This is a genomic window from Desertivirga arenae, from assembly GCF_017355785.1.
Taxonomy (GTDB): Bacteria; Bacteroidota; Bacteroidia; order Sphingobacteriales; family Sphingobacteriaceae; genus Desertivirga; species Desertivirga arenae.
In genome coordinates this window covers 186354-208522 of the sequence record NZ_JAFEWE010000011.1, presented here as the reverse complement: position 1 = coordinate 208522, position 22169 = coordinate 186354, and the positions used below count along the sequence as shown (strand labels likewise).

At 39.3% G+C, this 22169-nt stretch carries 25 protein-coding genes and 1 rRNA gene; 10 read left to right on the top strand and 16 right to left on the bottom strand.

Translation table 11 applies throughout. The annotated features are described in order from the left end of the window. Positions 1-106, top strand: a 5S ribosomal RNA gene (gene rrf, locus J4N24_RS19575); the annotation flags it as partial. 260 nt (positions 107-366) lie between these two features. On the opposite strand, the gene J4N24_RS19570 is transcribed toward rrf, so the two are convergent. Both J4N24_RS19570 and J4N24_RS19565 read right to left on the bottom strand, forming a co-directional pair. After that, entirely contained in the window at positions 367-729 is a 363-nt protein-coding gene (locus J4N24_RS19570) for a CoA-binding protein (RefSeq protein WP_207535416.1), read from the bottom strand. A gap of 5 nt (positions 730-734) precedes the next feature. After that, positions 735-2288 carry an NAD(P)/FAD-dependent oxidoreductase gene (locus tag J4N24_RS19565; RefSeq protein ID WP_207535415.1) on the bottom strand — a complete coding sequence of 518 codons (1554 nt, stop codon included), beginning with the start codon at positions 2286-2288 and terminating at the stop codon, positions 735-737. A 96-nt stretch (positions 2289-2384) separates the two neighbouring features. Here J4N24_RS19565 and J4N24_RS19560 point away from each other — a divergent pair, with 96 nt between their 5' ends. The 6 genes from J4N24_RS19560 to J4N24_RS19535 all read left to right on the top strand — a co-directional run bounded on the left by J4N24_RS19560 (position 2385) and on the right by J4N24_RS19535 (position 6115). Continuing rightward, positions 2385-2963 (top strand): LemA family protein, encoded by a 579-nt coding sequence (locus J4N24_RS19560; RefSeq protein WP_207535414.1) that lies wholly within the window; start codon positions 2385-2387, stop codon positions 2961-2963. Positions 2964-2977: 14 nt separating this feature from the next. Next, on the top strand, positions 2978-3406 hold the full coding sequence (locus tag J4N24_RS19555; protein WP_369806244.1) for a TPM domain-containing protein: 429 nt from the start codon (positions 2978-2980) through the stop codon (positions 3404-3406). 15 nt (positions 3407-3421) lie between these two features. Beyond that, positions 3422-4210 (top strand): TPM domain-containing protein, encoded by a 789-nt coding sequence (locus tag J4N24_RS19550; RefSeq protein WP_207535413.1) that lies wholly within the window; start codon positions 3422-3424, stop codon positions 4208-4210. Positions 4211-4259: 49 nt separating this feature from the next. Continuing rightward, positions 4260-4670 carry a hypothetical protein gene (locus tag J4N24_RS19545; protein WP_207535412.1) on the top strand — a complete coding sequence of 137 codons (411 nt, stop codon included), beginning with the start codon at positions 4260-4262 and terminating at the stop codon, positions 4668-4670. Further along, the gene (locus tag J4N24_RS19540) at positions 4663-5223 is read left to right on the top strand and encodes an NUDIX hydrolase (RefSeq protein WP_207535411.1); all 561 of its coding nucleotides are present in this window, start codon (positions 4663-4665) and stop codon (positions 5221-5223) included. Before J4N24_RS19545 ends, J4N24_RS19540 begins: the two co-directional genes overlap by 8 nt. 85 nt (positions 5224-5308) lie before the next feature. Continuing rightward, complete coding sequence (locus J4N24_RS19535; protein WP_207535410.1) at positions 5309-6115, top strand: MOSC domain-containing protein; 807 nt, start codon at positions 5309-5311, stop codon at positions 6113-6115. Positions 6116-6192: 77 nt separating this feature from the next. Here the strand turns inward: J4N24_RS19535 and dnaA are convergent, their stop codons facing one another. The 4 genes from dnaA to J4N24_RS19515 all read right to left on the bottom strand — a co-directional run bounded on the left by dnaA (position 6193) and on the right by J4N24_RS19515 (position 9951). Further along, positions 6193-7620: a chromosomal replication initiator protein DnaA gene (gene dnaA, locus J4N24_RS19530; RefSeq protein WP_207535409.1), complete on the bottom strand. Its 1428-nt coding sequence runs from the start codon at positions 7618-7620 to the stop codon at positions 6193-6195. Positions 7621-7717: 97 nt separating this feature from the next. Then, positions 7718-8650, bottom strand: a complete 933-nt coding sequence (locus J4N24_RS19525) for a bifunctional metallophosphatase/5'-nucleotidase (RefSeq protein WP_207535408.1) — start codon at positions 8648-8650, stop codon at positions 7718-7720. Beyond that, complete coding sequence (locus tag J4N24_RS19520; protein ID WP_207535407.1) at positions 8643-9410, bottom strand: 5'-nucleotidase C-terminal domain-containing protein; 768 nt, start codon at positions 9408-9410, stop codon at positions 8643-8645. Before J4N24_RS19520 ends, J4N24_RS19525 begins: the two co-directional genes overlap by 8 nt. Before the next feature lie 7 nt (positions 9411-9417). Then, positions 9418-9951 (bottom strand): DUF7935 family protein, encoded by a 534-nt coding sequence (locus J4N24_RS19515; RefSeq protein ID WP_207535406.1) that lies wholly within the window; start codon positions 9949-9951, stop codon positions 9418-9420. Between the two features lie 182 nt (positions 9952-10133). Here J4N24_RS19515 and J4N24_RS19510 point away from each other — a divergent pair, with 182 nt between their 5' ends. Next, positions 10134-10481, top strand: a complete 348-nt coding sequence (locus J4N24_RS19510; RefSeq protein WP_207535405.1) for a HesB/IscA family protein — start codon at positions 10134-10136, stop codon at positions 10479-10481. Between the two features lie 89 nt (positions 10482-10570). Continuing rightward, the gene (locus tag J4N24_RS19505; RefSeq protein ID WP_207535404.1) at positions 10571-11026 is read left to right on the top strand and encodes a hypothetical protein; all 456 of its coding nucleotides are present in this window, start codon (positions 10571-10573) and stop codon (positions 11024-11026) included. Here J4N24_RS19505 and J4N24_RS19500 read toward each other — a convergent pair. The 5 genes from J4N24_RS19500 to J4N24_RS19480 all read right to left on the bottom strand — a co-directional run bounded on the left by J4N24_RS19500 (position 11019) and on the right by J4N24_RS19480 (position 16366). Continuing rightward, positions 11019-11759 (bottom strand): tyrosine-protein phosphatase, encoded by a 741-nt coding sequence (locus tag J4N24_RS19500; RefSeq protein WP_242691739.1) that lies wholly within the window; start codon positions 11757-11759, stop codon positions 11019-11021. The two genes, J4N24_RS19505 and J4N24_RS19500, sit on opposite strands and share 8 nt — an antisense overlap. Then, entirely contained in the window at positions 11759-12811 is a 1053-nt protein-coding gene (gene rfbB / locus J4N24_RS19495; RefSeq protein WP_207535403.1) for a dTDP-glucose 4,6-dehydratase, read from the bottom strand. Before rfbB ends, J4N24_RS19500 begins: the two co-directional genes overlap by 1 nt. A 102-nt stretch (positions 12812-12913) precedes the next feature. Beyond that, positions 12914-13942, bottom strand: coding sequence for a UDP-glucose 4-epimerase GalE (gene galE, locus J4N24_RS19490; RefSeq protein ID WP_207535402.1), 1029 nt, complete (start codon positions 13940-13942; stop codon positions 12914-12916). A 69-nt stretch (positions 13943-14011) separates the two neighbouring features. Continuing rightward, positions 14012-15001 (bottom strand): UDP-glucuronic acid decarboxylase family protein, encoded by a 990-nt coding sequence (locus J4N24_RS19485; RefSeq protein ID WP_207535401.1) that lies wholly within the window; start codon positions 14999-15001, stop codon positions 14012-14014. Positions 15002-15013: 12 nt separating this feature from the next. Then, positions 15014-16366, bottom strand: coding sequence for a UDP-glucose dehydrogenase family protein (locus tag J4N24_RS19480; RefSeq protein ID WP_207535400.1), 1353 nt, complete (start codon positions 16364-16366; stop codon positions 15014-15016). Between the two features lie 66 nt (positions 16367-16432). On the opposite strand from J4N24_RS19480, the gene J4N24_RS19475 reads away from it, so the two are divergent. Next, on the top strand, positions 16433-17689 hold the full coding sequence (locus tag J4N24_RS19475; RefSeq protein ID WP_207535399.1) for a 3-deoxy-D-manno-octulosonic acid transferase: 1257 nt from the start codon (positions 16433-16435) through the stop codon (positions 17687-17689). Between the two features lie 6 nt (positions 17690-17695). On the opposite strand, the gene hemH is transcribed toward J4N24_RS19475, so the two are convergent. From hemH to J4N24_RS19450, 5 genes are all read right to left on the bottom strand, one after another. After that, positions 17696-18712 (bottom strand): ferrochelatase, encoded by a 1017-nt coding sequence (gene hemH, locus J4N24_RS19470; protein ID WP_207535398.1) that lies wholly within the window; start codon positions 18710-18712, stop codon positions 17696-17698. A 153-nt stretch (positions 18713-18865) separates the two neighbouring features. Further along, positions 18866-19537 (bottom strand): fatty acid desaturase, encoded by a 672-nt coding sequence (locus J4N24_RS19465; protein ID WP_207535397.1) that lies wholly within the window; start codon positions 19535-19537, stop codon positions 18866-18868. A gap of 35 nt (positions 19538-19572) precedes the next feature. Then, entirely contained in the window at positions 19573-20421 is an 849-nt protein-coding gene (locus J4N24_RS19460; RefSeq protein WP_207535396.1) for a 4-hydroxy-3-methylbut-2-enyl diphosphate reductase, read from the bottom strand. A 19-nt stretch (positions 20422-20440) separates the two neighbouring features. Beyond that, positions 20441-21079 (bottom strand): carotenoid biosynthesis protein, encoded by a 639-nt coding sequence (locus J4N24_RS19455; RefSeq protein WP_207535395.1) that lies wholly within the window; start codon positions 21077-21079, stop codon positions 20441-20443. After that, positions 21076-22167 (bottom strand): glycosyltransferase family 2 protein, encoded by a 1092-nt coding sequence (locus J4N24_RS19450; RefSeq protein ID WP_207535394.1) that lies wholly within the window; start codon positions 22165-22167, stop codon positions 21076-21078. Before J4N24_RS19450 ends, J4N24_RS19455 begins: the two co-directional genes overlap by 4 nt. Positions 22168-22169 lie beyond the last annotated feature (2 nt).

Genomic DNA, 22169 nt, shown 5'->3' with positions numbered 1-22169 from the left:
GCCTATATCGGCGGTGTCCACCTCTTCCCATTCCGAACAGAGAAGTTAAGCCCGCCAGAGCCAATGGTACTGCAGTAAAATGTGGGAGAGTAGGTCGGTGCCAACTTTTAAACAAAAGCCCTTCAGGTAACTGATAGGGCTTTTTTCGTTTGAGGGCAGTATAACTTTTAATCAATCCCTACTTTTATTGCTGCTTCTCTGAATAATTAAAGGCTAGCAAACCTAAAAACATGTTATCAGCATTCATCATCAATAAAGAGATTTTGCGAAACGACCCACCGCCATAAGCGATAGCATACGTACCGTAAGGAAGGCATAAAAAAACCAGTACAATAGGGTGTACTGGTCAAAATTAAGTTCCTTTTTCTAGTAATTGCCTATAGAAAGCATCACCAAGGTACAAGACCTTTCCGTTTCGATTCCTTTTTCCCTTGCCAGTCGCTCGAGCTCTGAATTCTCCGTACCAGGGTTGAATATTATACGTTTCGGTTTTGTATCTAAAATATAGTTATATAATGAGTGTTGATTTGCTGTCCCAACATATAAAGTGACAGTATCAATGTCATTATGAATGGTTTCAGGCTTCTCAATTGGCACTCCTGCAACTTCCCCTCTTTTTAACCCCACATTAACAATAGGATGTCCATAGTTTACCAGCTTGTTAGAAGCAAGGTAGGCGTATCTCCCAGGATCTGGAGTGGCCCCTAATACCAAAGTTTTCTTTGCCATATTTATTATCCTTTTACCAGTTTCAATGCAGCTGCTGCACAATTCATGCCATCTATCGCTGCTGACACAATTCCTCCCGCATAGCCTGCTCCTTCTCCACATGGAAATAATCCCTGAACTTGAGGATGCTGCAGGTTCTCTTTATCTCTGGGAATTCTGACAGGAGAAGATGTTCTTGACTCAACTCCTACCAGCACTGCTTCATTGGTAAAATAGCCTCTCATTTTCTTTCCAAAGGCTGGTAATGCTTTTCTTAGCCTTTCATATACCATAGAAGGTAAAACTTCCCCCAGGCTTGTACTCAGGGTGCCAGGGAGATAAGAGTTATCTGGCAGGACTGTCGATACCCTCCCTTCAACAAAATCAACCATACGTTGGGCAGGTGCCACAAGTCGGCCTCCTCCAGCTAAAAAGGCTTTCTTCTCTGTCTCTGCCTGGAAGTTTAATAGCCTGAAGGGATCAGTGTCTGAACCCTTAACATCTTCGAGATTAATTTGAACTACTGTCCCTGAATTAGCATAGGGATTGTTCCTTTTTGACGGTGACCATCCATTTACAACGATCTCATCGAAATCAGTAGAGCATGGTGCGATTATCCCTCCGGGACACATACAGAATGAAAAAACTCCTCTATCTTCTACCTGTTCTACCAAGCTGTAATACGACGGTGGAAGATAAGGACCGCGAGCATCACAATGATATTGGACCTGATCAATTATTGCCTGAGGATGTTCAATCCTTACACCTAAGGCAAAAGGTTTTGCTTCCAATAGGATAGCCTGCCTTTCAAGCATGTAAAAGATATCCCTGGCCGAGTGACCTGTTGCTAAGATGACAGCTTCAGCAAAGAATTTAGTATCCTCCACTGTTTTTACACCCTTTATTACTGCCCCTTCTTTTATTAATTCAGTTACTTTCTGATCAAAAAGGACTTCACCTCCTGCATTTAATATACTTTCTCTGATCGCTGTAATTATCTGAGGAAGTTTATTCGTACCAATATGAGGCCGGGCATCAACCATTATATCCTCCGTGGCCCCATGAGCTACTAAGGTCTGCAATACATAATTAATATCTCCCCTTTTATTTGAACGGGTGTAGAGCTTCCCGTCAGAGTACGTGCCTGCTCCTCCTTCCCCAAAACAATAATTGGATTCCGGATTTATTATTCCTTGTTTATTGATTGCAGCAAGATCTCTTCTTCGTTGTTTTACATCTTTACCTCTTTCCAGAATGATCGGTTTTAATCCAAGCTCTATACACCGAATGGCAGCAAATAAACCTGCAGGTCCTGCTCCGACAATAATTACCGGCGTTTTGTCTGCCACATTAGGGTAATTAACTGAAAAAACTTCAGGTACTGGCTCCTCGTCAATAAACACACTAACCTTTACTCTAAATACCACTTTTTTTCCCCGGGCATCTATAGATCTTTTTAATGCTTTTACTGATTTGATTCGTTTAAGGCTGGTTTTTAAACTTTCTGAAGCTTTCTTAGTTAAGATATATTCATCCGATACTTCTTCTGGTAGAAGTACTAGTTCGAGTTCCTTGATCATGTATTCGCCTGGTTTTTATCCTGGATAGTAACAAAGGTACGGAAATTGATATCTAAGTATTAAATTGAAAAACTTTTAACCATAACAACATTGAAAATGAAAAAAACGCTTTTTAGAATAATTGCTCTTTTTGGAGTCCTTTCTCTTTCTTCATGTGGCTATAATACCATGGTTCAGCTGGATGAGCAGGTTCAGGCACAATGGGGACAAGTTCAAAACGTATATCAAAGAAGGAGCGATCTTATTCCTAACCTGGTGAACTCTGTAAAAGGTGCTGCGAAACAAGAGCAGGAAACCTTAACCAGAGTTATTGAAGCAAGAGCTAAAGCTACTTCTGTTCAGGTAGATCCAGACAAGCTTACTCCTGAAAATATTCAAAAATTCCAACAAGCTCAGGGTGAACTGAGTACAGCTTTAGGGCGATTGCTTGTGGTAACCGAGAATTACCCAGATCTTAAAACAAATCAGAATTTCTTGGAACTACAAGCGCAAATTGAAGGTTCTGAGAATAGGATTACAGTTGAGCGCCAGAAGTTTAATGAAGTAACCCAGCAATACAATTCGAAGATTAGGACTTTCCCTAATAATATTTTCGCCGGTATGTTTGGTTTTGAAAAGAAAGGATACTTCCAGGCAGAAGCGGGTGCTCAGAAAGCTCCTACGGTTCAGTTCTAACAAGTTAAGCTATAATGATGGCGCTATTTACTGACAATGAAGAAGAACGGATCAGGGAGGCAATTGAAACTGCAGAAGCCCTGACATCAGGAGAAATCCGACTTTGCGTAGAGAAACACTGTTCTGAACCAACACTTGATCGGGCTGCAAATTATTTCGCGAAGTTAGGTATGGATAAAACTGCTCTTCGAAATGGAGTATTAATTTATATGGCTGTTGAAGATCATAAGTTCGCTATCATTGGTGACGCGGGAATTAATAAGGTTGTGCCTGATGACTTTTGGGATAAGACCAAGGAGGAAATGAGAGATCATTTCAAATCAGGTAATCTGGTTGATGGAATTCTCATTGGGATTAAAATGGCGGGAGAGGAGTTAAAGCACTATTTTCCCAATCAAAGCGGAGACAAGAATGAGCTTCCTAATGATATTTCGTACATGTGATTTGACCTTTCAAAAATGATTTTAAAAAAGATAGCTGCTCTTACTGCTTTCGTTCTGGTTTTCGCCACTTCATCATTTGGCCAGGACTTTCCTGAAAAACCGAACCGGTTGGTGAATGATTATACCGGAACTCTTACTCCAAACCAAATTGAGAACCTGGAACGAAAACTGGTAGCTTTTGATGATTCAACTTCAACCCAGGTAGCTGTAGTTTTGATGCGCTCTGTTGGTGTATATGACATTAATCAATATACTGCCGAGCTTGGTGAAAAGTGGGGAGTAGGATCTAAAAAAAATAATGGTGTGGTTATTTTAGCCGCACTTGAAGATAGGAAGGTCGCTATTCAGACTGGATATGGAGTAGAAGGAGCTCTTCCCGATGCAATTACTAAACGCATCATTGAAAATGAGATAAAGCCTAATTTTAGAGCTGCAAACTATTATGAAGGCTTAGATAAAGCAACGAATGCCGTTATTGCTGCAACCAAGGGCGAGTATAAAAATGATCAGCCGAGAAGACGGGGGAATGGTGGATCTAGTGGTTTTCCTTTCGGAATTTTGGTGATAATTATTATTGCAATCCTTATATCGAGAAGAGGCGGCGGCGGTGGCGGTGGTAAAGTCATCGGCGGTCGCGGGGGTGCTAGTCCTTTCTGGTGGTTATTAATGGGATCTCAAATGGGAAGAAGCAGCGGTAGTGGCTGGGGTGGATTCTCAGGAGGAGGAGGAAGCAGTGGAGGAGGCGGCTTTGGCGGCTTCGGGGGTGGTAGCTTTGGTGGCGGAGGATCAAGTGGAGATTGGTAGCACTTAATGGCAGATCTATTGTTATTACTAATATTTTATATTAACAAACATGTTTAAAAAGGACTTTATAGAAGCAGAGCTTCAGAAACTTTCTCAAGTGCTGGCTCGGATTATTGGCTTAAAAAACGATGGAGATGTAGATCAGGCGATGAATATCGCAAATGAAACTTTGCTTCAGGAATTTGGATTAAAGCGCGAAGAGCTGGAACAAGATGATCTGGAGGGCTTTAAAGAGTGGCTTAAGCAGCAAAATTTTTCAGCAGAAAGGTTAAATTTGCTTGGATCTATATTGTTTGAGAGCATTTATCCTTTCACTGAAACGCCAGAGATACTGAATGTAGCTCATAAAGTGGCTCTTGTTCTCAATACACTTGAAATCGAATATCATCAGCAATCTTTTGAGAACTTACATCGCAGAGAGCAACTAGACAAGTTTTTAAGTAACCTTCAATATGAGTAAACACCTGCACTGGGAAAAATTATCTTCAAAATACCTTGTAAAAGAAAAGTGGGCAACCTTACGCGTCGACGAATGTAAGATGCCTGACGGCACTATAATCCCTGATTATTATGTACTCGAATATCCCGATTGGGCAAATGCTCTGGCTCTAACTGAAGATAACCAGGTAATCCTGATAAGACAATATAGACATGCAGCTGGTGAAGTTATACTGGAACTTCCTGGAGGCTGCATCGACGAGGGTGAAGATCCGAAAGAAGCGGTTAAAAGAGAGTTGCTTGAAGAGACCGGATATGAATTTGACTCAGTGGAGTTAGTATCTACTATCTATGCCAACCCATCCACTTCCTTTAATAAAACCTGGTGCTTTCTTGCAAAGGGAGGTAAAAAGGTAGCTGAACAGAGCTTGGATGGAGCAGAGGAAATAGAAGTTTTTACTGTTAGCCTCGATGAGCTGAAACAATTACTCCTGGAAAATAAGTTCGGCCAGGCATTGCATACAAGTTCTATCTTTTATGGCTTGACTAAACTAGGCGAGGTAAAGCTTAGTTAACATCCGGTTATTTCAGAATTTAAATCTCTTTATCTTGAATATTCATTAAAGGACTGTAGTTTTGTTGCTTAACACTGCACCTTCAATGAATATTCAGGACTTATTTATCTATCCAATAAAATCCCTTGGAGGAATCCGTATACAAAGGGGAAAAGCTCTTCAAAAAGGCTTTGAGCACGACCGGAGATTCATGCTGGTTGATGAAGAAGGGCGATTCATTACTCAACGTGTAGAACATAAACTCGCCCTTCTTCAGACTACTGTTACAGATCAATCCATCCTCGTAAAAAATAAGCTTACTGGAGACTCCATCGATGTTCCTTTTTATACAACGAGGGAAGAGATTACAGTTAGCGTATGGGACGATTTTGTACCGGCTGTTACCTCGACCGCTGCGCTTGATGAATGGTTTAGCGAGTATCTAAAGAAGCCCGTTAAACTGGTTTATCAACCTGAGGACTTCAGAAGATCAGTTGATGAACGGTACGCGAAGAATGGAGAGCAGGTTAGTTTTGCTGATGCCTTTCCTTTTTTACTGATTGGCCAGGGATCTTTGGATGATCTAAATGTAAGGTTGAATAATCCTGTTCCTATGAACCGTTTTAGACCCAATATAGTAGTTGCAGAAACACAACCTTACGAGGAAGATACCTGGGATGAAATTCAAATAGGAGAGGTTAGATTTTTGGTTGCTAAACCTTGTGCACGTTGTGTGCTTACTACCGTTGATCAGGAAACAGCAATTAAGGGGAAGGAACCTTTGGCTACATTAGCAAAATACCGTACTGTTAATGGTAAAGTAATGTTTGGACAGAATCTTATTGCATTAAATGAAGGTATAATAAAGGTGGGAGATACCGTTCAGGTTTTAAGCAGGAAAGATAGCAGATAAAATTATTCAGTATCTATAAAACAAAAAACCAGCTATTATTAGTAGCTGGTTTTTTTATTGAAGAACGTGACGAGTTTTTAGCTCATTTTAAGCTTCTTCTGAATATCGTGAACGTATCCCTTAAACTTCTTATCAGTGTCAATCAAATCTTCAACCGTCTGGCAAGCGTAGATCACAGTTGAGTGATCTCTTCCTCCGAAGAACTGCCCTATAGACTTTAATGAAGTTTTAGTATGAGCCTTCGCTAAATACATAGAAATCTGACGAACCTGAACGATCTCACGTTTACGGGTTTTTGATTTCACCATCTCAACCGGTACCTCGAAGTACTCGCAAACTAATTTCTGGATGTAATCCATTGAAATTTCCTTCGAAGTATTCTTAATAAAGTTTTTCAACATAGACTTAGCTAACGCTAAATCTATTTCTTTCTTATTCAAGGTAGATTGAGCAAGCAATGAAACCATCGCTCCTTCCAGTTCACGAACATTGTTATCAATGTTGTGAGCTACGTATTCAATTACTTCACCCGGTAGATCAATACCGTCAGTATACATTTTCTTTTTAAGGATTGCCATTCTGGTCTCCAGATCAGGAATCTGTAGATCAGCTGATAGTCCCCACTTGAAACGGCTTAACAATCTCTCTTCTAAACCAGCCAGATCTTTAGGTGCTTTATCAGAAGTTAATACAACCTGCTTGCCTGATTGATGAAGATGGTTAAAGATGTGGAAGAAAATATCCTGAGTTTTTTCTTTACCTGCAAAATTGTGAACGTCATCCATGATTATCACATCCATGGCTTGATAGAAGTTCACGAAATCATTGATCGTGTTGTTCTTTAAAGAGTCAACAAATTGCTGGCAGAACTTTTCGCAGGAAACGTAGATAACCAGTTTATCAGGATTACTTCTTTTGATTTCATTTCCTATTGCCTGGGCAAGGTGAGTTTTTCCTAAACCAACACCTCCGTAAAGCATTAACGGATTAAATGAAGTACCTCCTGGCTTTCCGGCAACTGCATAACCTGCAGAGCGAGCTAACCTGTTACAATCCCCTTCTACAAAATTTTCAAACGAATAATTAGGATTCAACTGAGGATCTACCTGCAGTTTCTTTAATCCTGGAATTACAAAAGGATTTTTAATGTCCTTGTTCAATGCAACAGGTACTGGCATAGATTGATTCTTAGCTTCTGACCCATTGCCGTTTGAAGGCATGTTTGTTGTGTAAGGCTTATTTGTTGATGATTTCTCAACAACAATATTGTACTCAAGTCGACCTTCTTCGCCTAACTGTTTCTTAACAGTCTTGCGTAAGAGCCCAACATAATGCTCTTCCAGCCACTCATAAAAGAACAAACTTGGCACCTGTATGGTCAAGACATTTCCTTCCAAACGCAAAGCCTTGATTGGGTCGAACCAAGTCTTGTAGCTTTGCGGTGGAATATTGTCTTTTATGATTTGAAGGCAATTTTCCCATACACCTGTACAAGTTTTTTCCATGTTTTATTTCTAATAATCTGATTTACAACTAACCAAAAAATACCCGGAAGGCACAATTCTGAACCCCGAATATTCGAAAAAAAATCTGCTTCTTAAACTAATTTTTCAAATAAGTAGTAACTGGTTCAACAGCAGAAGTATACCCCTTTTTAGCTCCTGTATTCCTTTCAAACACGAAATCCAGACGTCCCAGATTCAAGCCAGCAAAGCCAACTTGGTTAATTATCACACTTTTTGAATTTAGATTTTTCACTGCATCCGGCATATCAAGAAACGTATGCGAATGCCCCCCAATGATCAGGTCAAGATACCGCGTATTTTTCGCAATTACAATATCTGAGACCTTGTTGTTTTGATATTTGTAACCTAAGTGAGATAGGCAGATAATAAAGTCACACTTCTCCTCTTTCTTAAGATAGCTTTCCCAGTATTGCGATTTTTCGATTGGGTCCAAATATTTTGTATTCCCGTATTGCTGTTTATTAACCAGTCCATCCAGGTCAATCCCCAATCCAAATACCCCAATTTTAATTCCATCCTTTATATAGACTTCAAACTCCTTGGTCTTCCCTGCCAAAATTGTATCTGAGAAATCATAGTTTGATGTGATGATGGGGAACTTTGCATGCTTGATCTGTTTCTCAAAGCCTTCAATGCCATTATCGAAGTCATGATTACCCATGGTCCCACCATCGTAACCAAGTAGACTCATAAGTTTCAATTCTAATTCGCCCTCAAAGAAATTGAAATAAGGCGTACCCTGAAAAATATCTCCGGCATCAAACAGCATTACATTCTTTTCTTCAGTTCTTATTTTCTTAATTAAGGCTGCTCTTGGAGCAACCCCTCCGCGACCAGGATAATTCTTATCATCCATCGGGAAAGGGTCGATACGGCTATGAACATCATTGGTATGAAGGATCGTTATCTTTACAAAATCATCTTTTGCATAAAGGTTATTATATTGCAGGCTCAATGCCAGCATTGCAGAACCTGTAAGGGTATTCCTGATGAAGGTTCTTCTATTCATTGCCTTGCTTCTTTCCAACTCTAATTCTTCCTTCAATCTTAGGCTTAACCATTCTTCCTGCTTTAGTCTCTTCTCCTATATACTCTAGAAGAGCTTCCCTAACCTTTACTGGAAATTCTTTACGGTCAGTAGCTTTCGAGTACATTAATGCACCGTCTCCTCCATTAGCAACATAATCGCTGGTGAGAATGGTATATACTGTTGAGGGATTTAAAGGTTTGTCATTTATTAATATATTTTCCGCTTTACCTCCTGATATATCAAACCTGGCTCCAGCTATAGGGTCTCCACCCTGGTCACCGATATAATCAAAAAGCTCTTTAACTTGTAGCCCGCTCATCTTCACCGTTACTAATAGGTTTTCAAAAGGCATCAACTCGAATATTTTAAACCTCTTTATATTTCCTTTTAGTATCGGAACACGAAGACTTTTGTAATTAGTATGAACAAGATCGAAGGCAATGCCCCTCTTCGCGGCCGCTTTTGCCATAGCATCCACCATAAGATTATTTAGTGCCCCCTCTGGTTTGGCAGCTTTGATATCATTTTCTGCCCATCCAATTACAGTGTTCATTTGCGAGTCGATCTGCAATTTGTAAGGCTTGTAAAATGCAAGGATTGAAGAATCTTGTGGAAGAGTGGGTGTAATTGGATAAAGGTTTTTATCCACTATTTTTACAGATACTTTTTTTGCACAGCTTCCCAGGCATACTAAGATTATGCTTAAACTGAAAAGAGACACTTTTTTCAGACAGGTCATATCTGCTTTAGAAGATCTCTTGTATATCAGCCTTTATTAGTGCTAATGCGGCATCGTAAGGATTATCCTCCAGGGATGCCATATGTGTTAGGATTAACTTGCTTAAATCAAGAGAAGGAGCTTCAGGTTCCAAAGTTTTAGCACTTTGATTGATAAGATTGATTGTATCATCTTTTAGTCTTCTAACCATTACCCAAGCTTGTATGCTCAAATAAACTTGTTGGGTAACATTGTGCTGGAACTCATTTTGAATTTCTGTGGTAAGCATTTGCTGCATTTGAACTACCGTAAGTCCGGGGGCGTGTGTGCGTACTAAAAGACTAGAAGGGTTAATTCGCTCAATGAACAAGACTATGCGCTCATGAGCCTGTAGTCTTAAGGGTAATGTGGTTCCCTGAGCAGACTTTCTTAAGTCCAGGATTCTCATTTGCCTGTTCTTGTCAAACTCTGCTTTAAGCATGTTATAGGCGATGAAAAACACTGCCGATCCAGCTATAATTAATTTCAGGATATCAAGTAAAAACGGTAATACAGAGATCATAATGTGAATTTGTTAACTAAGGGTCATATACAGACTACCCGGACAAAAGTCTGCAATTTACCTTATATTTGTACTAAATAAAGAAACATCAGGGTTGATTATTCAGCTTAAGAATAAAACTTGAATCGACACGATTGTTTCAATAAAATAAGTAACAGACAAAACATTCATTGAGAGATAGTATGGAGACTACAACTTCAATTATACCTGTTTCTTTTACTGAAGGAGCGAAAAAAGAATTGCGTAAATTAAAAGATCAGCAGGAACTTGGAGACGAGTTTGGATTGCGGGTAGGTGTTGAAGGTGGGGGATGTGCAGGCATGAACTACATCTTGGGTTTTGATCAGATTAAAGATGGAGATCAAATCTATGATGTAGACGGAATTAAGATCTATATGCATAAAGCACATGGTTTGTATCTTGCCGGAATGGAAATTGATTTTCAAGATGGCCTGAATTCAAGAGGATTTACCTTTAATAATCCAAATGCTTCAAAAACCTGTGGTTGCGGAACCTCTTTCTCAGTCTAAGTTAGCAAGGTATTAATAGCACAAACCCGGAATTTGAAAACAAGTTCCGGGTTTTTTTATTTAAATCTATCACCAGCTTATTTTCTATTTTGATAATCCGACGTAAAACGAGAGATATAAGTAAAAAATATGTTCAACGAAAACTGGTATTTCGTTTGCGAAGGTTTGCTATAGTTCTCAGTATACTCGCTGGTATAATCATTTATGATATTTTTATATCCATTATCAATCCTCTTTTAGTCCTGGTCGGAATAAGTCTTGGATTCGCTATCGGATCTTTTACCGGGCGGTATGCTAATGTCCATTGGCATGAGGTAACAGGTAAAGTAATGGCAAAACTAGACAGGGCTGGAATAATAGTTCTTATTCTCTCCATTTGCTTCTCGCTCTCCCGCCGCTGGATCTTTGGACATTGGATACATGGTGCGGCCTTGCCTGCCTTCTCTTCAAGTATAGCTGCAGGAGTTTTAACAGGCAGGATGCTCGCTATTCGCAAACAGGTCAGAGAAATATTAAGAGACAAAGGTCTTTTGCCTCCTAAATAAGTTCGTTTTGAAGCTGATAATCGGTAAGCAGCTTATGAACATAAGGCGTGCTAAGCGCCTGGTATAATCCATCAGCATGCTTAGAGCGGTGGAGATCGCTTCCGATAAAGTCTATTAAATAATTCTCTGCTAAACTCTCAGCTATCTTTTGAGCAGGCTTTCCGTAATATCCCGCGAGAGAAAGAATATTTAACTGCAGGTAACACCCACTTTCTTTGATCTGTTGATAATTCTCCAATTCTCCACCTAAGTAGGGATAACGCTCCGGGTGGGCTAAAATTGGAGTATAGCCTTTATCCTGGATCTTTTCGATCACTTCAAATAAGTTTTTAGGATAGTTAACGAAGGATAATTCGAACAGTACGTATTTTCCGCCTAACGTCAGGATATCCCCTTTCTCCAATTTATTTTCAAAAGTCTCGTCTAGGTAATATTCAGCAGCTGCTTCAAACTCTACAGCGATATTTCTTTGATGCAATTCTTCTCTCACGGCATCTAGACCACGCAAGATAATGTCTGATGTATTACGATAATAATCAGCCATAATGTGAGGGGTGGTCACAATCTTTTTAAAACCAAAATCCATCATCCTTTGAATAAGGATGATGGATTCGTCCATAGTAGCAGCTCCATCATCAATACCTGGGATCAGGTGTGAGTGAATATCTGTTTTTATGGAGGAAAAATCTATTTCGGGTTTCTTTTCTTTCTTCTTAAATAAGTTGAACAGCATTAGCGATTAACGTATTGTTCTTCGTAATAAGCCTGATAATGTCCTGATGTAACGTCATTTAGCCACTCCTCATTTTGCAGGAACCAATCCACTGTTTTCTCTAAACCTTCTTCAAACTGAAGACTTGGAACCCAACCTAATTCTTTTTGAAGCTTGGTTGAGTCGATGGCATAACGTAAATCATGTCCAGCCCTGTCTGTTACAAACGTGATCAATTGCTCAGAAGTTCCAGATTCTCTTCCCAGTTTCTTGTCCATAATCTTACATAACAAGCGAATCAAATCGATGTTTTTCCACTCGTTATGTCCGCCAATATTATAAGTTGTGCCGGAGGCTGCTTTATGGAATATAACATCAATTGCCCTGGCGTGGTCTTCAACCCAAAGCCAATCGCGTATATTCTCACCCTTGCCATATACCGGTACAGGCTTAGAGTGTTTAATGTTGTTAATAGCGAGAGGAATCAACTTCTCAGGGAAATGGTGTGATCCATAGTTGTTAGAGCAGTTAGAAATAACTACATCCATCCCATATGTATCGTAGTAGGCACGAACGAAATGATCTGAACTTGCTTTTGAAGCGGAATAAGGACTGTGTGGATCATAGGCTGTTTCCTCTGTAAACATACCGTCTTCACCTAGTGTTCCATATACTTCATCCGTTGACACGTGATAAAAGCGCTTGGATGAATAGTCTCCCTTCCAGCTTTTACGCGCAGCATTCAAAAGATTTACCGTTCCTACCACGTTCGTCATTACAAAATCAATAGGACTTGCAATTGAGCGGTCAACGTGAGATTCTGCGGCTAAATGAATTACCGCGTCAAAATTCTCCTGATCAAATAGATTATCAATAAAGTCAGCATCTACAATATCTCCTTTTACAAATTGATAATTGGGTTTGCTTTCTACGTCTTTTAAATTGGCCAGGTTTCCTGCATAGGTTAATTTATCAAGATTAACAATTTGATAATCAGGATAAGTGTTAACAAAGCGTCTTACAACGTGTGAGCCAATAAAGCCTGCTCCGCCTGTAATAAGTATTTTCTTCATGTTTGGAATATGAGATTTGAGAGGTCATCTCAAATCCTGATTTGATAAATCTAAAGATAAAAAAGTTCAATGGAGCAAAGAAGTTGCTCCACGAAACTTCTTCTAGCTAAAAGGGTGATCTTTAATGTATTGCTCCCAAGCCCATGCAGATCTCATCATATCTTCAAGGCCTAGTTCAGCTTTCCAACTTAGCTCCGTCTCTGCTTTGCTTACATCTCCCCACACTTGCTCAACATCACCCGGGCGACGAGGACCGATCTTATAGTCAAGCTTTACTCCGGTACTTTCTTCAAATGCTTTAATAACCTCTAGTACTGAGCTCCCTTTACCTGTACCAACATTAAAGATCTCGAAATTACCAGACATTTTATTCTCTTCCTGGCGTTTAAGAGCAGCAATGTGTGCTTTTGCTAAATCCACCACGTGTATATAATCACGAATACAGCTGCCATCCGGGGTATTGTAATCGCTACCGAAAACAGTAATCGGACCTCTTTTACCAATTGCGCTTTGAGTGATGAATGGAACAAGGTTTTGAGGAACACCAATTGGAAGTTCGCCGATTAAAGCAGAATCATGAGCACCAACCGGATTAAAATATCTTAAGGAGATGATATGATAGTTAGGATTAACAGAAGCTGCTTCTCCCAGAATTTCTTCAGCAATTTGCTTAGTATTACCATAAGGAGATTCAGCCTTTTTAACAGGCGCCTCTTCTGTAACTGGTAATTTATCTGGCTGACCGTACACAGTACAAGAAGATGAGAAAACGAAATTAACATCCTTGCCTGTATAAGCCGTTAACAGGTTGATTAACGAAAAAAAGTTGTTCCTGTAATATTTAAGCGGTTTTGCTACCGACTCGCCTACGGCTTTATGAGCTGCAAAGTGAATTACTCCAGTGATATCAGGATTGTCCTGAATAAGCTCAACTACTTTTGCTTCATCACATAGGTCCAGGTTATAGAACTGAGGTTTCTTTCCTGTAATTTTAGTGATCTGATCAAGAATCTCGATACTTGAATTATCAAGGTTATCTACAATTACAACTTCGTAACCTGCATTTTGAAGTTCAACAACAGTATGCGAACCGATATAACCAGTTCCTCCTGTTACTAAAATTTTACTCATATTATGTTTAAGTTTATTCAGTGGTATATAAAGCATAAAAAGCGGCCACCAGAAGCAGCCGCTTATTCTTTATTTATTGTAAGTTGAAAAGTCTTTATGTTCAACCTTCTCAAGTAAATCAGGTGGCAATGATTTGAAGTACTCGTAAGTGATCTTCAAACCTTCTGATCTTGATACCTTCGGTTCCCAACCTAAAAGCTCTTTAGCTTTGGTGATGTCCGGACGTCTTTGCTTCGGATCATCAGTTGGAAGTGGTTTCGTGATCAACTTTTGCGATGTTCCTGTTAATTTAATGATCTCCTCACCAAATTCACGAATGGTGATTTCGTCTGGATTACCAATATTTACAGGGTATGCGTAGTCAGAGAATAATAATCGGTAGATACCTTCTATCAAATCGTCAACGTAACAGAACGCACGGGTCTGAGATCCATCACCGAATACTGTCAGATCTTCTCCTCTGATAGCTTGACCGATAAAGGCAGGTAATACCCTTCCATCATTCAAGCGCATTCTTGGACCATAAGTATTAAAGATACGAACGATTCGTGTTTCAACACCGTGGAACGTATGGTAAGCCATGGTAATTGCTTCCTGGAAGCGTTTTGCCTCATCATAAACTCCCCTAGGTCCAACTGGATTAACGTTACCCCAGTATTCTTCTGGCTGAGGGTTAACGTTAGGATCTCCGTAAACTTCCGAAGTGGATGCAATAAGGATCCTTGCTTTTTTATCTTTAGCTAATCCGAGTAAGTTGTGAATACCTAACGATCCAACTTTCAAGGTTTGAATAGGAATCTTTAAGTAGTCAATAGGACTTGCCGGTGAAGCAAAGTGTAAAATATAGTCAAGCTGACCAGCCACATGAACAAACTTAGAAACATCGTGATGTTGAAACTCGAAGTTTTCTAAAGGAAAAAGATGTTCAATGTTTCTTAAGTCACCAGTAATAAGATTATCCATTGCAATAACATGGAAATCTTCCTTTATAAACCGGTCACACAGATGTGAACCCAGAAACCCGGCAGCACCGGTAATAAGTATACGTTTTCTTGCCATTATGCTTCCTTCTTATTTTACTTCTGAAACTGGTGCAAGATCGTCTGTAGCTAATGTTTCAACTACTTTACGGCCGATGCTGTTGTAGTAGTATCCGCAATCAATCATTTTCTGGATGTCGTAAAGGTTACGACCATCAAAAATAACTTTAGCTTTTAATGAAGCTTCGATCTTGTCGAAATCAGGAGTACGGAATAAAGGCCATTCAGTTACGATGATTAAAGCATCTGCACCTTCAAGCGCTTCATAAGGATCATGAGCATAACTGATCACATCACCTTTTAGTTTTTTAACGTTGTCCATTGCTTCCGGATCGTACGCCACGATCTCAGCACCTTCTTTTACTAATTCATCAATGATGTATAAAGCTGGTGCCTCACGGATATCGTCAGTTTCAGGTTTGAAAGCAAGACCCCACATTGCAAATTTCTTGCCTGCTAGTTCTCCTTTGTAGTATTTGCGCATTTTCTCTACGATTACAGTCTTCTGAGTTTCATTAACTGTAATTACAGATTTTAATATGCTAAAATCGTATTGTGCTTCTTCAGCTGATTTAACTAAAGCCTGAACGTCTTTAGGGAAACAGCTTCCGCCGTAACCTACACCAGGGAACAAGAATCTTTTACCGATCCGGGCATCAGAACCAATTCCGCGACGAACCTGGTCAACATCAGCACCAACTAATTCACAAAGGTTAGCAACTTCGTTCATGAAAGTGATCTTTGTTGCAAGGAAAGAGTTAGCTGCATATTTGGTTAGCTCAGAAGAACGCTCATCCATAAAATAGATAGGGTTTCCTGAACGAACGTAAGGAGCGTAAAGCTCTTCCATTAATTTTTTAGCTTTCTCGCTGCTTGATCCTACCACTACACGGTCTGGTTTCATGAAGTCTTCCACTGCAACACCTTCACGTAAGAATTCTGGATTTGAAACAACGTCAACTTCAACCGAAGTATTCGCTGTGAACACAGCTTTTACTTTGTCTGCTGTACCTACAGGAACAGTTGATTTAGTAACAACCACTTTGTAATTAGTGATAAGTTTTGCGATGTCTTTCGCTGCACCAAGAACGAAGCTTAAGTCTGCCGAACCATCGCCTCCCGGAGGAGTTGGTAGTGCTAAGAAGATAATTTTCGCTTCAAGGATTGCTTCAGCAAGATCTGTTGTAAACTTCAGCCTGCCTTGCTCGATGTTACGGTGGAATAAGATATCAAGTCCTGGTTCGTAAATAGGAATCTGGCCTTGTTTCATCTTTTCAACCTTTTCTTGATTGATGTCAACGCAGGTAACCGTGTTACCGGTTTCTGCCAGGCATGTTCCGGTTACTAAACCTACATAACCTGTTCCAACTACTGCAATTTTCATATGTCGAGTTTTTTTTAAGAGATTTAACAGTATTTTCGGCGAAGATAAAATATTTAAATAATTATCATGCTCATTCTTTACAATTTTGGCATCAAAATATACTACTTTTTTATATTTATTTTAAAATATTTTAATAAAAAAGCAAAGCTATGGTTTGATGGAAGGGTAGGGATATTTGATAGTATTGCTTCAAAAGTAGATCCATCATCTAAAAAAATATGGTTTCATTTTGCTTCTTTAGGCGAATTTGAACAAGGAAGGCCGGTGTTAGAAGAAATGAGAAAACACTATCCTGATAGGAAAATATTAATCACTTTTTTCTCGCCTTCGGGGTATGAGCTACGAAAGAATTATACTGGTGCGGATTACATTTTTTACCTGCCTATAGATACTGCTTCCAATGCCCGTAAATTTTTGAAGCTTGTTAATCCGGAGATAGCAATCTTTACAAAATATGAGTTCTGGTATCATTATTTCAGGCAACTGCACCAAAACAACATACCGTTATATCTTATCTCCGGAATTTTCAGACCCAAACAGCCTTTCTTCAAATGGTATGGAAGTTTTAACAGAAGAATACTTTCTTTCATAACTCATTTTTTTGTTCAGGACGGAGGCAGCCAAGACCTGCTTCGGGGCATTGGTTTAAACAATGTTACCGTAAGTGGAGATACCCGTTTCGATAGAGTTGCAGAGAATGCAGCATTGCCGAACAGGTTTGAATTGGTTGAACAGTTTTGTAATAATTCTAAAGTTTTCGTTGCCGGAAGTACCTGGCCACCTGACGAGAAGCTAGTTGGAGAATTAGTTTCAACATACCCTGACTGGAAATTCGTTATCGCACCCCATGAAATTAGAGATGATAAGATTAACGCTTTGATAGAATTATTACCAAACAATTCTGTTGTAAGATATTCGGGAATTAAAGATTTACAAGGTTCAAGTCAACTACATAAAGCCTTTCAAGACAAGTCAGTTTTAGTTATCGACAACATCGGAATGCTTTCATCTTTGTACCAATATGGGAAGATAGCTTATATAGGGGGAGGTTTTGGTGTAGGTATCCATAACACTCTCGAAGCCGCTGCATTTGGAATGCCTGTTATCTTTGGGCCTAATTACAGCAAATTTCTTGAGGCTAAAGCACTAATAGCAAATGGTGGAGGGTTCTCTATCAGCACGAATAAGGAATTAACGGAGATAATGGCAAAACTTCAAAATGAAGATTTTAGAATTAAAGCTGGATCTGCGGCGGGAAATTATGTGCAAACATCAAAAGGAGCTACCCCCACTATATTAAAATATATAGAAGGAAAAATGTGAGGGAAGCTAGTTCCCCCTTGCCATTTTTTCTAAAGCCTCGATCCATTTTGGATCATCATTTAGGCTTTCAACCAGTTGTACTTTTTCACCACCAAGAGCTCGGAACTCTTCATGGTATTCAACTACAATTTCGTATAAGGTTTCCAGGCAATCGGCAACAAATGCCGGACTAAAAACCAGTAGTCTTTTTGCCCCTTTTGCAGCAAGATCCTTCAAAACATCCGAGGTATAGGGTTTTTTCCATGGAGAATTTCCAAGGCGCGATTGGAAGCAGACGGTATATTTTTCCTTTGGAATATTCAGTTTTTCAGCTAGTAATCTTGCCGTATCATGCGACTGTGCAGAATAACACATTCTATTTGCATCGTTAAAACGAGAACAGCAGTCAGGAGCTTTAAGACAATATTTGCCAGAATCGTCTGCTTTTGTCAATTGTCTCTCTGGTAAGCCATGGAAGCTGAACAATATATGGTCGAAGTTTTCAGGATCGTATTTCCTTGCATTCTGTGCAAAAACTTCAAGCATTCCCTCGTTGTCGTGGAATGAACTGATGAAAGAAATGTCTGGAATGGTAGGCCATTTGCTTACTATTTCCATGATCTTCTGATTCACGGAACCAGTTGAAGCTGACGCATATTGAGGGAAAAGAGGGATAACTTTGATATTAGAAACTTGTTTTTTCTTCAACCTTTCCAATGCCGACTCAATAGATGGGCTCTGATATCGCATAGCAAGCTCAACATAATAATCATTGCCCAACCTCTCCTGCAAAAGTTCTTGCTGACGGACACTATAATAGAGTAGGGGAGAACCTTTGTCTGACCACACCTCTTTATAAACTTTGGCTGATTTAGGGCCGCGGAATGGAACGATGATCCCTTTTACAAGAAGTGTACGGTTGATAACGGGGATATCAATAACACGTTCATCCATCAAAAACTCATCTAGGTACTTTCGTACGTCTGACACTGATGGACTGTCTGGTGTTCCCAGGTTTACTAATAATACTCCTTGTTTTCTCATCGTTGTTGGAACTGCTGCTCTATAAGCCTTTAAACGGCTTTTTGAAATTTTTGCAAATATAAAATGACATTTCTGAACGTTGCAGGAAGCGAAAGCTTTTTACTTAAGAAACACAATTTTCATAAGGTTAGCCTAAGCAATTTCCAGGCTATATTATTCTTTCAATTTCCAAAGTCGCCACCACGGAGTCCCTGGTGAGTCGTGATGCTCGTAATGATAGCCGAAAAAATAACAGGAAATGAAGGCAAGGAAGTGATTTTTCTTTTGGGATGCTGAATAGTGCTTATTCTGATGCTCGCCGTGATGAGGAAGCCATGTTCCGAAATAGAACAATTGTAGCGTACTAAGCAAGGACGGTAATACCCAGAAAAGGAAAATGTTTTTTTCCTCAAACCAAAGTTTAAGCACGTTAAAAACTATCGCTAAAAAGACCACCTGCCAAATGGATATATACTCTTTGATAAATTTGAAGTACCACCGTAAAAACTTTCCTTCGTAAAAATCCGGATCATTAACTGTATGCACATGTTTGTGATGTTCATGATGCTTGCTATTAAGTTTTTTAAACGGGAAGGCAGCATATAAAGCAGTACAAAGTGAACCTATACTATTATTTATAGTCCTATTGGGCGAAACTGTCCTGTGCATTGCATCATGAGCGGTAATAAATAGCCCTGTATAAAGGTGAGTCTGAAAGAGTATGGCCGGCAGTACAAGCCATATAGTTGAAGAAATATCAGTTCGTAGCAGAAAAGCCAGAGATACCAACCAGCAAGTTATGATCAATAGTGCGATAAAAACACCGGTGTATTTAGCAGGTCTCATACAATGCTAAACCTGGTTAAAGCAGGTTTGGTTTTCTAATAGCTTTCCAATAAGGATTTTACCTGTTGCATTAGCCACATAGGGGTAGAAGTAGCACCACAGATGCCAACTTTTTCACTTGGGTTGAACATTGAAATATTAAGCTCTTCAGGTTGAGATATGAAGAATGTATTATCATTGTGTTTCTTGCATACGTCGTAAAGTACCTTTCCATTAGAGGACTTCTTACCAGATACAAAAACAATCTTATCAAAGTTCTTTACAAAAGTGCTAAGATCATCGTATCTGTTGGAGACTTGTCTGCAGATGGTATCATTCGCTTTTACCTCGTAGCCTCTTTCCAGTAAATCTGACTTAATTTTATAAAACTTATCAGTGCTCTTAGTGGTCTGGCTATATAACGTGAATTTACCGGGGAGCTCAACATTGTTAAGTTCTTCCAAATCCTGGAAAACCAAAGCTTCGCCATTGGTCTGGCCTTGTAGCCCGATCACCTCTGCATGTCCGTGCTTTCCAAAAATCAGAATCTTCTCCCCTGAATCATAAGAGTTCTTTATACGATTTTGAAGTTTCAAAACCACGGGGCACGAAGCATCAATAAGGGTGATATTATTCTCCAGTGCAACTTTGTAAGTTTCGGGCGCCTCTCCGTGTGCCCTGATCAATACCTTTTCGTTACTTAAAGACTCGAGGTCTGAGTGATTAATTATCCTCAGTCCTTTAGCTTTCAAGCGGGCTACTTCCTCATCGTTATGAACAATGTCTCCAAGGCAATACAAATACCCGTCCTCTTCCAAAATTTCCTCAGCCATGTCAATTGCATAAACAACGCCAAAGCAAAATCCAGAATCTTTATCAATCGTTACTGCCAGATTATATCCCATAATGCAAAAATACTCTTTTTTAGATTATTGCGATGTTAAGACCAAGGAAGAACAACGCTTGTATAATAAATAAGATAGATCCTACACGATTGTTTTTTTCAAACTGAAGCATGTAAAAGACAGACATCATCAGGAATGAAAAAAGGAACCAGCCAATTGAATTGTGCAGTGGTATTTCATTGTTTGCCCAACTCCAGTAATCAAATTTTACTGCTACAGGTTCGATTAGGAGATCGACAATAGTAAGAATCCCTGCGCCAAATAAGGCAAGAATAATCCTGTTTTTAATCTTAAGGTTTGCAAGGATAGCTCCTGTAGAATATACCATCAGAACCCAGTTTACACCGATAATCAAAGGGATGTCATACACTTTATAACCTAGCGTAGGACCGTAATTATAATCTCCGAAAATATACCCTGTTTTAACTCCTGCCAGTTCAATCAGGAATCCTGCGATATACGTAACAGTCACGAATGTCCAGAATGCCCTGTTTTGGTTTTTGTGACTGATAATGATCAGTACAAACATCAACAAAAGGTGAAATGGAACAAGCTCTTTGAACAATTCTACGGACATAGTACTGTTTAGCCCGAAAAAGCCGACAGTATAAAAAAGAACAACTAGTAGTCCGCAAATGCGGGTCTGCGAAAACTTCATGATTTGATAATTCTTCCCTTCCAGCTTATTTCTGATGAAAGGCTTTTTTTGATAGATAGGATGGCAATGATTACAAATGAAATCATCTGTAAAGGATGAAGAATGATGTTTAAGAAAGCATTCTGTCCACTAGCTAATGAAATCATAATTCTGCTTAAAATTATTAAAGTCATAGCAAAGAATAATAGTTGAATATCCAGGTACATTAGAATAAAGATAGGCCCTACTATAACTAATAGTAAATAACAGATCAGACCTGCTATATTATTATTAAAACCTGCAAGGAGATTCTTGCTAAAACCTTCTAAGGCTTCCCCATAGCTTTTATACATCCTGCAATAAATATATCCATTCCCCAGTAACGACTCTGTATGGTATTGATAGGCCTTTACAAGCTTTATTATCTCAACGTCCTCTACCACATGGCTTTTAACTTGGGCATGCCAGGAATGCTTATGATATATTGCTGCATCAAAAAACATGAATTGTCCACTTGCAGCAGCAAGAGAGGTTCTTTTTGATAATTTTACCAAACGCAACGGGAGGGAGTTTAGTAAGATGAAATGCATTAGTGGTACTACTATGCATTCACCCAAAGTTACCATTTGCTGATTAGTAAACAGACTTAGCAAAGCAAGCCTTCCTAACTTCATTCGGTGAATTGAATTGTTAATAAGACCTTCTTTAATTATCTCATCTGCGTCTAAAAAAAGAAGGTATTTCCCTTTCGCCTGACCTGCCAATTGATGGCAGGCGAAATTTTTACCTAGCCATCCTTCAGGAAGGTCCTGGCCTCTGATCACCCTGAACTTTTCGTTTTTCTCACAAAAAACCTCGCATTTGTTATATGTCCCGTCCTCAGAATTGTCATCAAGAATGATCACCTCGTAATTCTCGTAATCCTGTAATTGGATCGATTGAAGTAAGTTTATAATGTCTTCTTCCTCATTTCGTGCGGGTATAAGGATCGAGACAAGCTCGTTGTACTTTCTTGGGGATTTAGGAAGTTTAGGATTCGAAATAAAATTAAATAACGTAACCGTAAAGCGGATAATTAGAAAGAAGAATACTACATAAAATATTAGCATTG

Bases quoted from the DNA above. Each gene is read 5' to 3' on its own strand.
- J4N24_RS19570 (WP_207535416.1), bottom strand. From the start codon at position 729: ATGGCAAAGAAAACTTTGGTATTAGGGGCCACTCCAGATCCTGGGAGA.
- J4N24_RS19565 (WP_207535415.1), bottom strand. From the start codon at position 2,288: ATGATCAAGGAACTCGAACTAGTACTTCTACCAGAAGAAGTATCGGAT.
- J4N24_RS19560 (WP_207535414.1), top strand. From the start codon at position 2,385: ATGAAAAAAACGCTTTTTAGAATAATTGCTCTTTTTGGAGTCCTTTCT.
- J4N24_RS19555 (WP_369806244.1), top strand. From the start codon at position 2,978: ATGATGGCGCTATTTACTGACAATGAAGAAGAACGGATCAGGGAGGCA.
- J4N24_RS19550 (WP_207535413.1), top strand. From the start codon at position 3,422: ATGATTTTAAAAAAGATAGCTGCTCTTACTGCTTTCGTTCTGGTTTTC.
- J4N24_RS19545 (WP_207535412.1), top strand. From the start codon at position 4,260: ATGTTTAAAAAGGACTTTATAGAAGCAGAGCTTCAGAAACTTTCTCAA.
- J4N24_RS19540 (WP_207535411.1), top strand. From the start codon at position 4,663: ATGAGTAAACACCTGCACTGGGAAAAATTATCTTCAAAATACCTTGTA.
- J4N24_RS19535 (WP_207535410.1), top strand. From the start codon at position 5,309: ATGAATATTCAGGACTTATTTATCTATCCAATAAAATCCCTTGGAGGA.
- dnaA (WP_207535409.1), bottom strand. From the start codon at position 7,620: ATGGAAAAAACTTGTACAGGTGTATGGGAAAATTGCCTTCAAATCATA.
- J4N24_RS19525 (WP_207535408.1), bottom strand. From the start codon at position 8,650: ATGAATAGAAGAACCTTCATCAGGAATACCCTTACAGGTTCTGCAATG.
- J4N24_RS19520 (WP_207535407.1), bottom strand. From the start codon at position 9,410: ATGACCTGTCTGAAAAAAGTGTCTCTTTTCAGTTTAAGCATAATCTTA.
- J4N24_RS19515 (WP_207535406.1), bottom strand. From the start codon at position 9,951: ATGATCTCTGTATTACCGTTTTTACTTGATATCCTGAAATTAATTATA.
- J4N24_RS19510 (WP_207535405.1), top strand. From the start codon at position 10,134: ATGGAGACTACAACTTCAATTATACCTGTTTCTTTTACTGAAGGAGCG.
- J4N24_RS19500 (WP_242691739.1), bottom strand. From the start codon at position 11,759: ATGCTGTTCAACTTATTTAAGAAGAAAGAAAAGAAACCCGAAATAGAT.
- rfbB (WP_207535403.1), bottom strand. From the start codon at position 12,811: ATGAAGAAAATACTTATTACAGGCGGAGCAGGCTTTATTGGCTCACAC.
- galE (WP_207535402.1), bottom strand. From the start codon at position 13,942: ATGAGTAAAATTTTAGTAACAGGAGGAACTGGTTATATCGGTTCGCAT.
- J4N24_RS19485 (WP_207535401.1), bottom strand. From the start codon at position 15,001: ATGGCAAGAAAACGTATACTTATTACCGGTGCTGCCGGGTTTCTGGGT.
- J4N24_RS19480 (WP_207535400.1), bottom strand. From the start codon at position 16,366: ATGAAAATTGCAGTAGTTGGAACAGGTTATGTAGGTTTAGTAACCGGA.
- J4N24_RS19475 (WP_207535399.1), top strand. From the start codon at position 16,433: ATGCTCATTCTTTACAATTTTGGCATCAAAATATACTACTTTTTTATA.
- hemH (WP_207535398.1), bottom strand. From the start codon at position 18,712: ATGAGAAAACAAGGAGTATTATTAGTAAACCTGGGAACACCAGACAGT.
- J4N24_RS19465 (WP_207535397.1), bottom strand. From the start codon at position 19,537: ATGAGACCTGCTAAATACACCGGTGTTTTTATCGCACTATTGATCATA.
- J4N24_RS19460 (WP_207535396.1), bottom strand. From the start codon at position 20,421: ATGGGATATAATCTGGCAGTAACGATTGATAAAGATTCTGGATTTTGC.
- J4N24_RS19455 (WP_207535395.1), bottom strand. From the start codon at position 21,079: ATGAAGTTTTCGCAGACCCGCATTTGCGGACTACTAGTTGTTCTTTTT.
- J4N24_RS19450 (WP_207535394.1), bottom strand. From the start codon at position 22,167: ATGCTAATATTTTATGTAGTATTCTTCTTTCTAATTATCCGCTTTACG.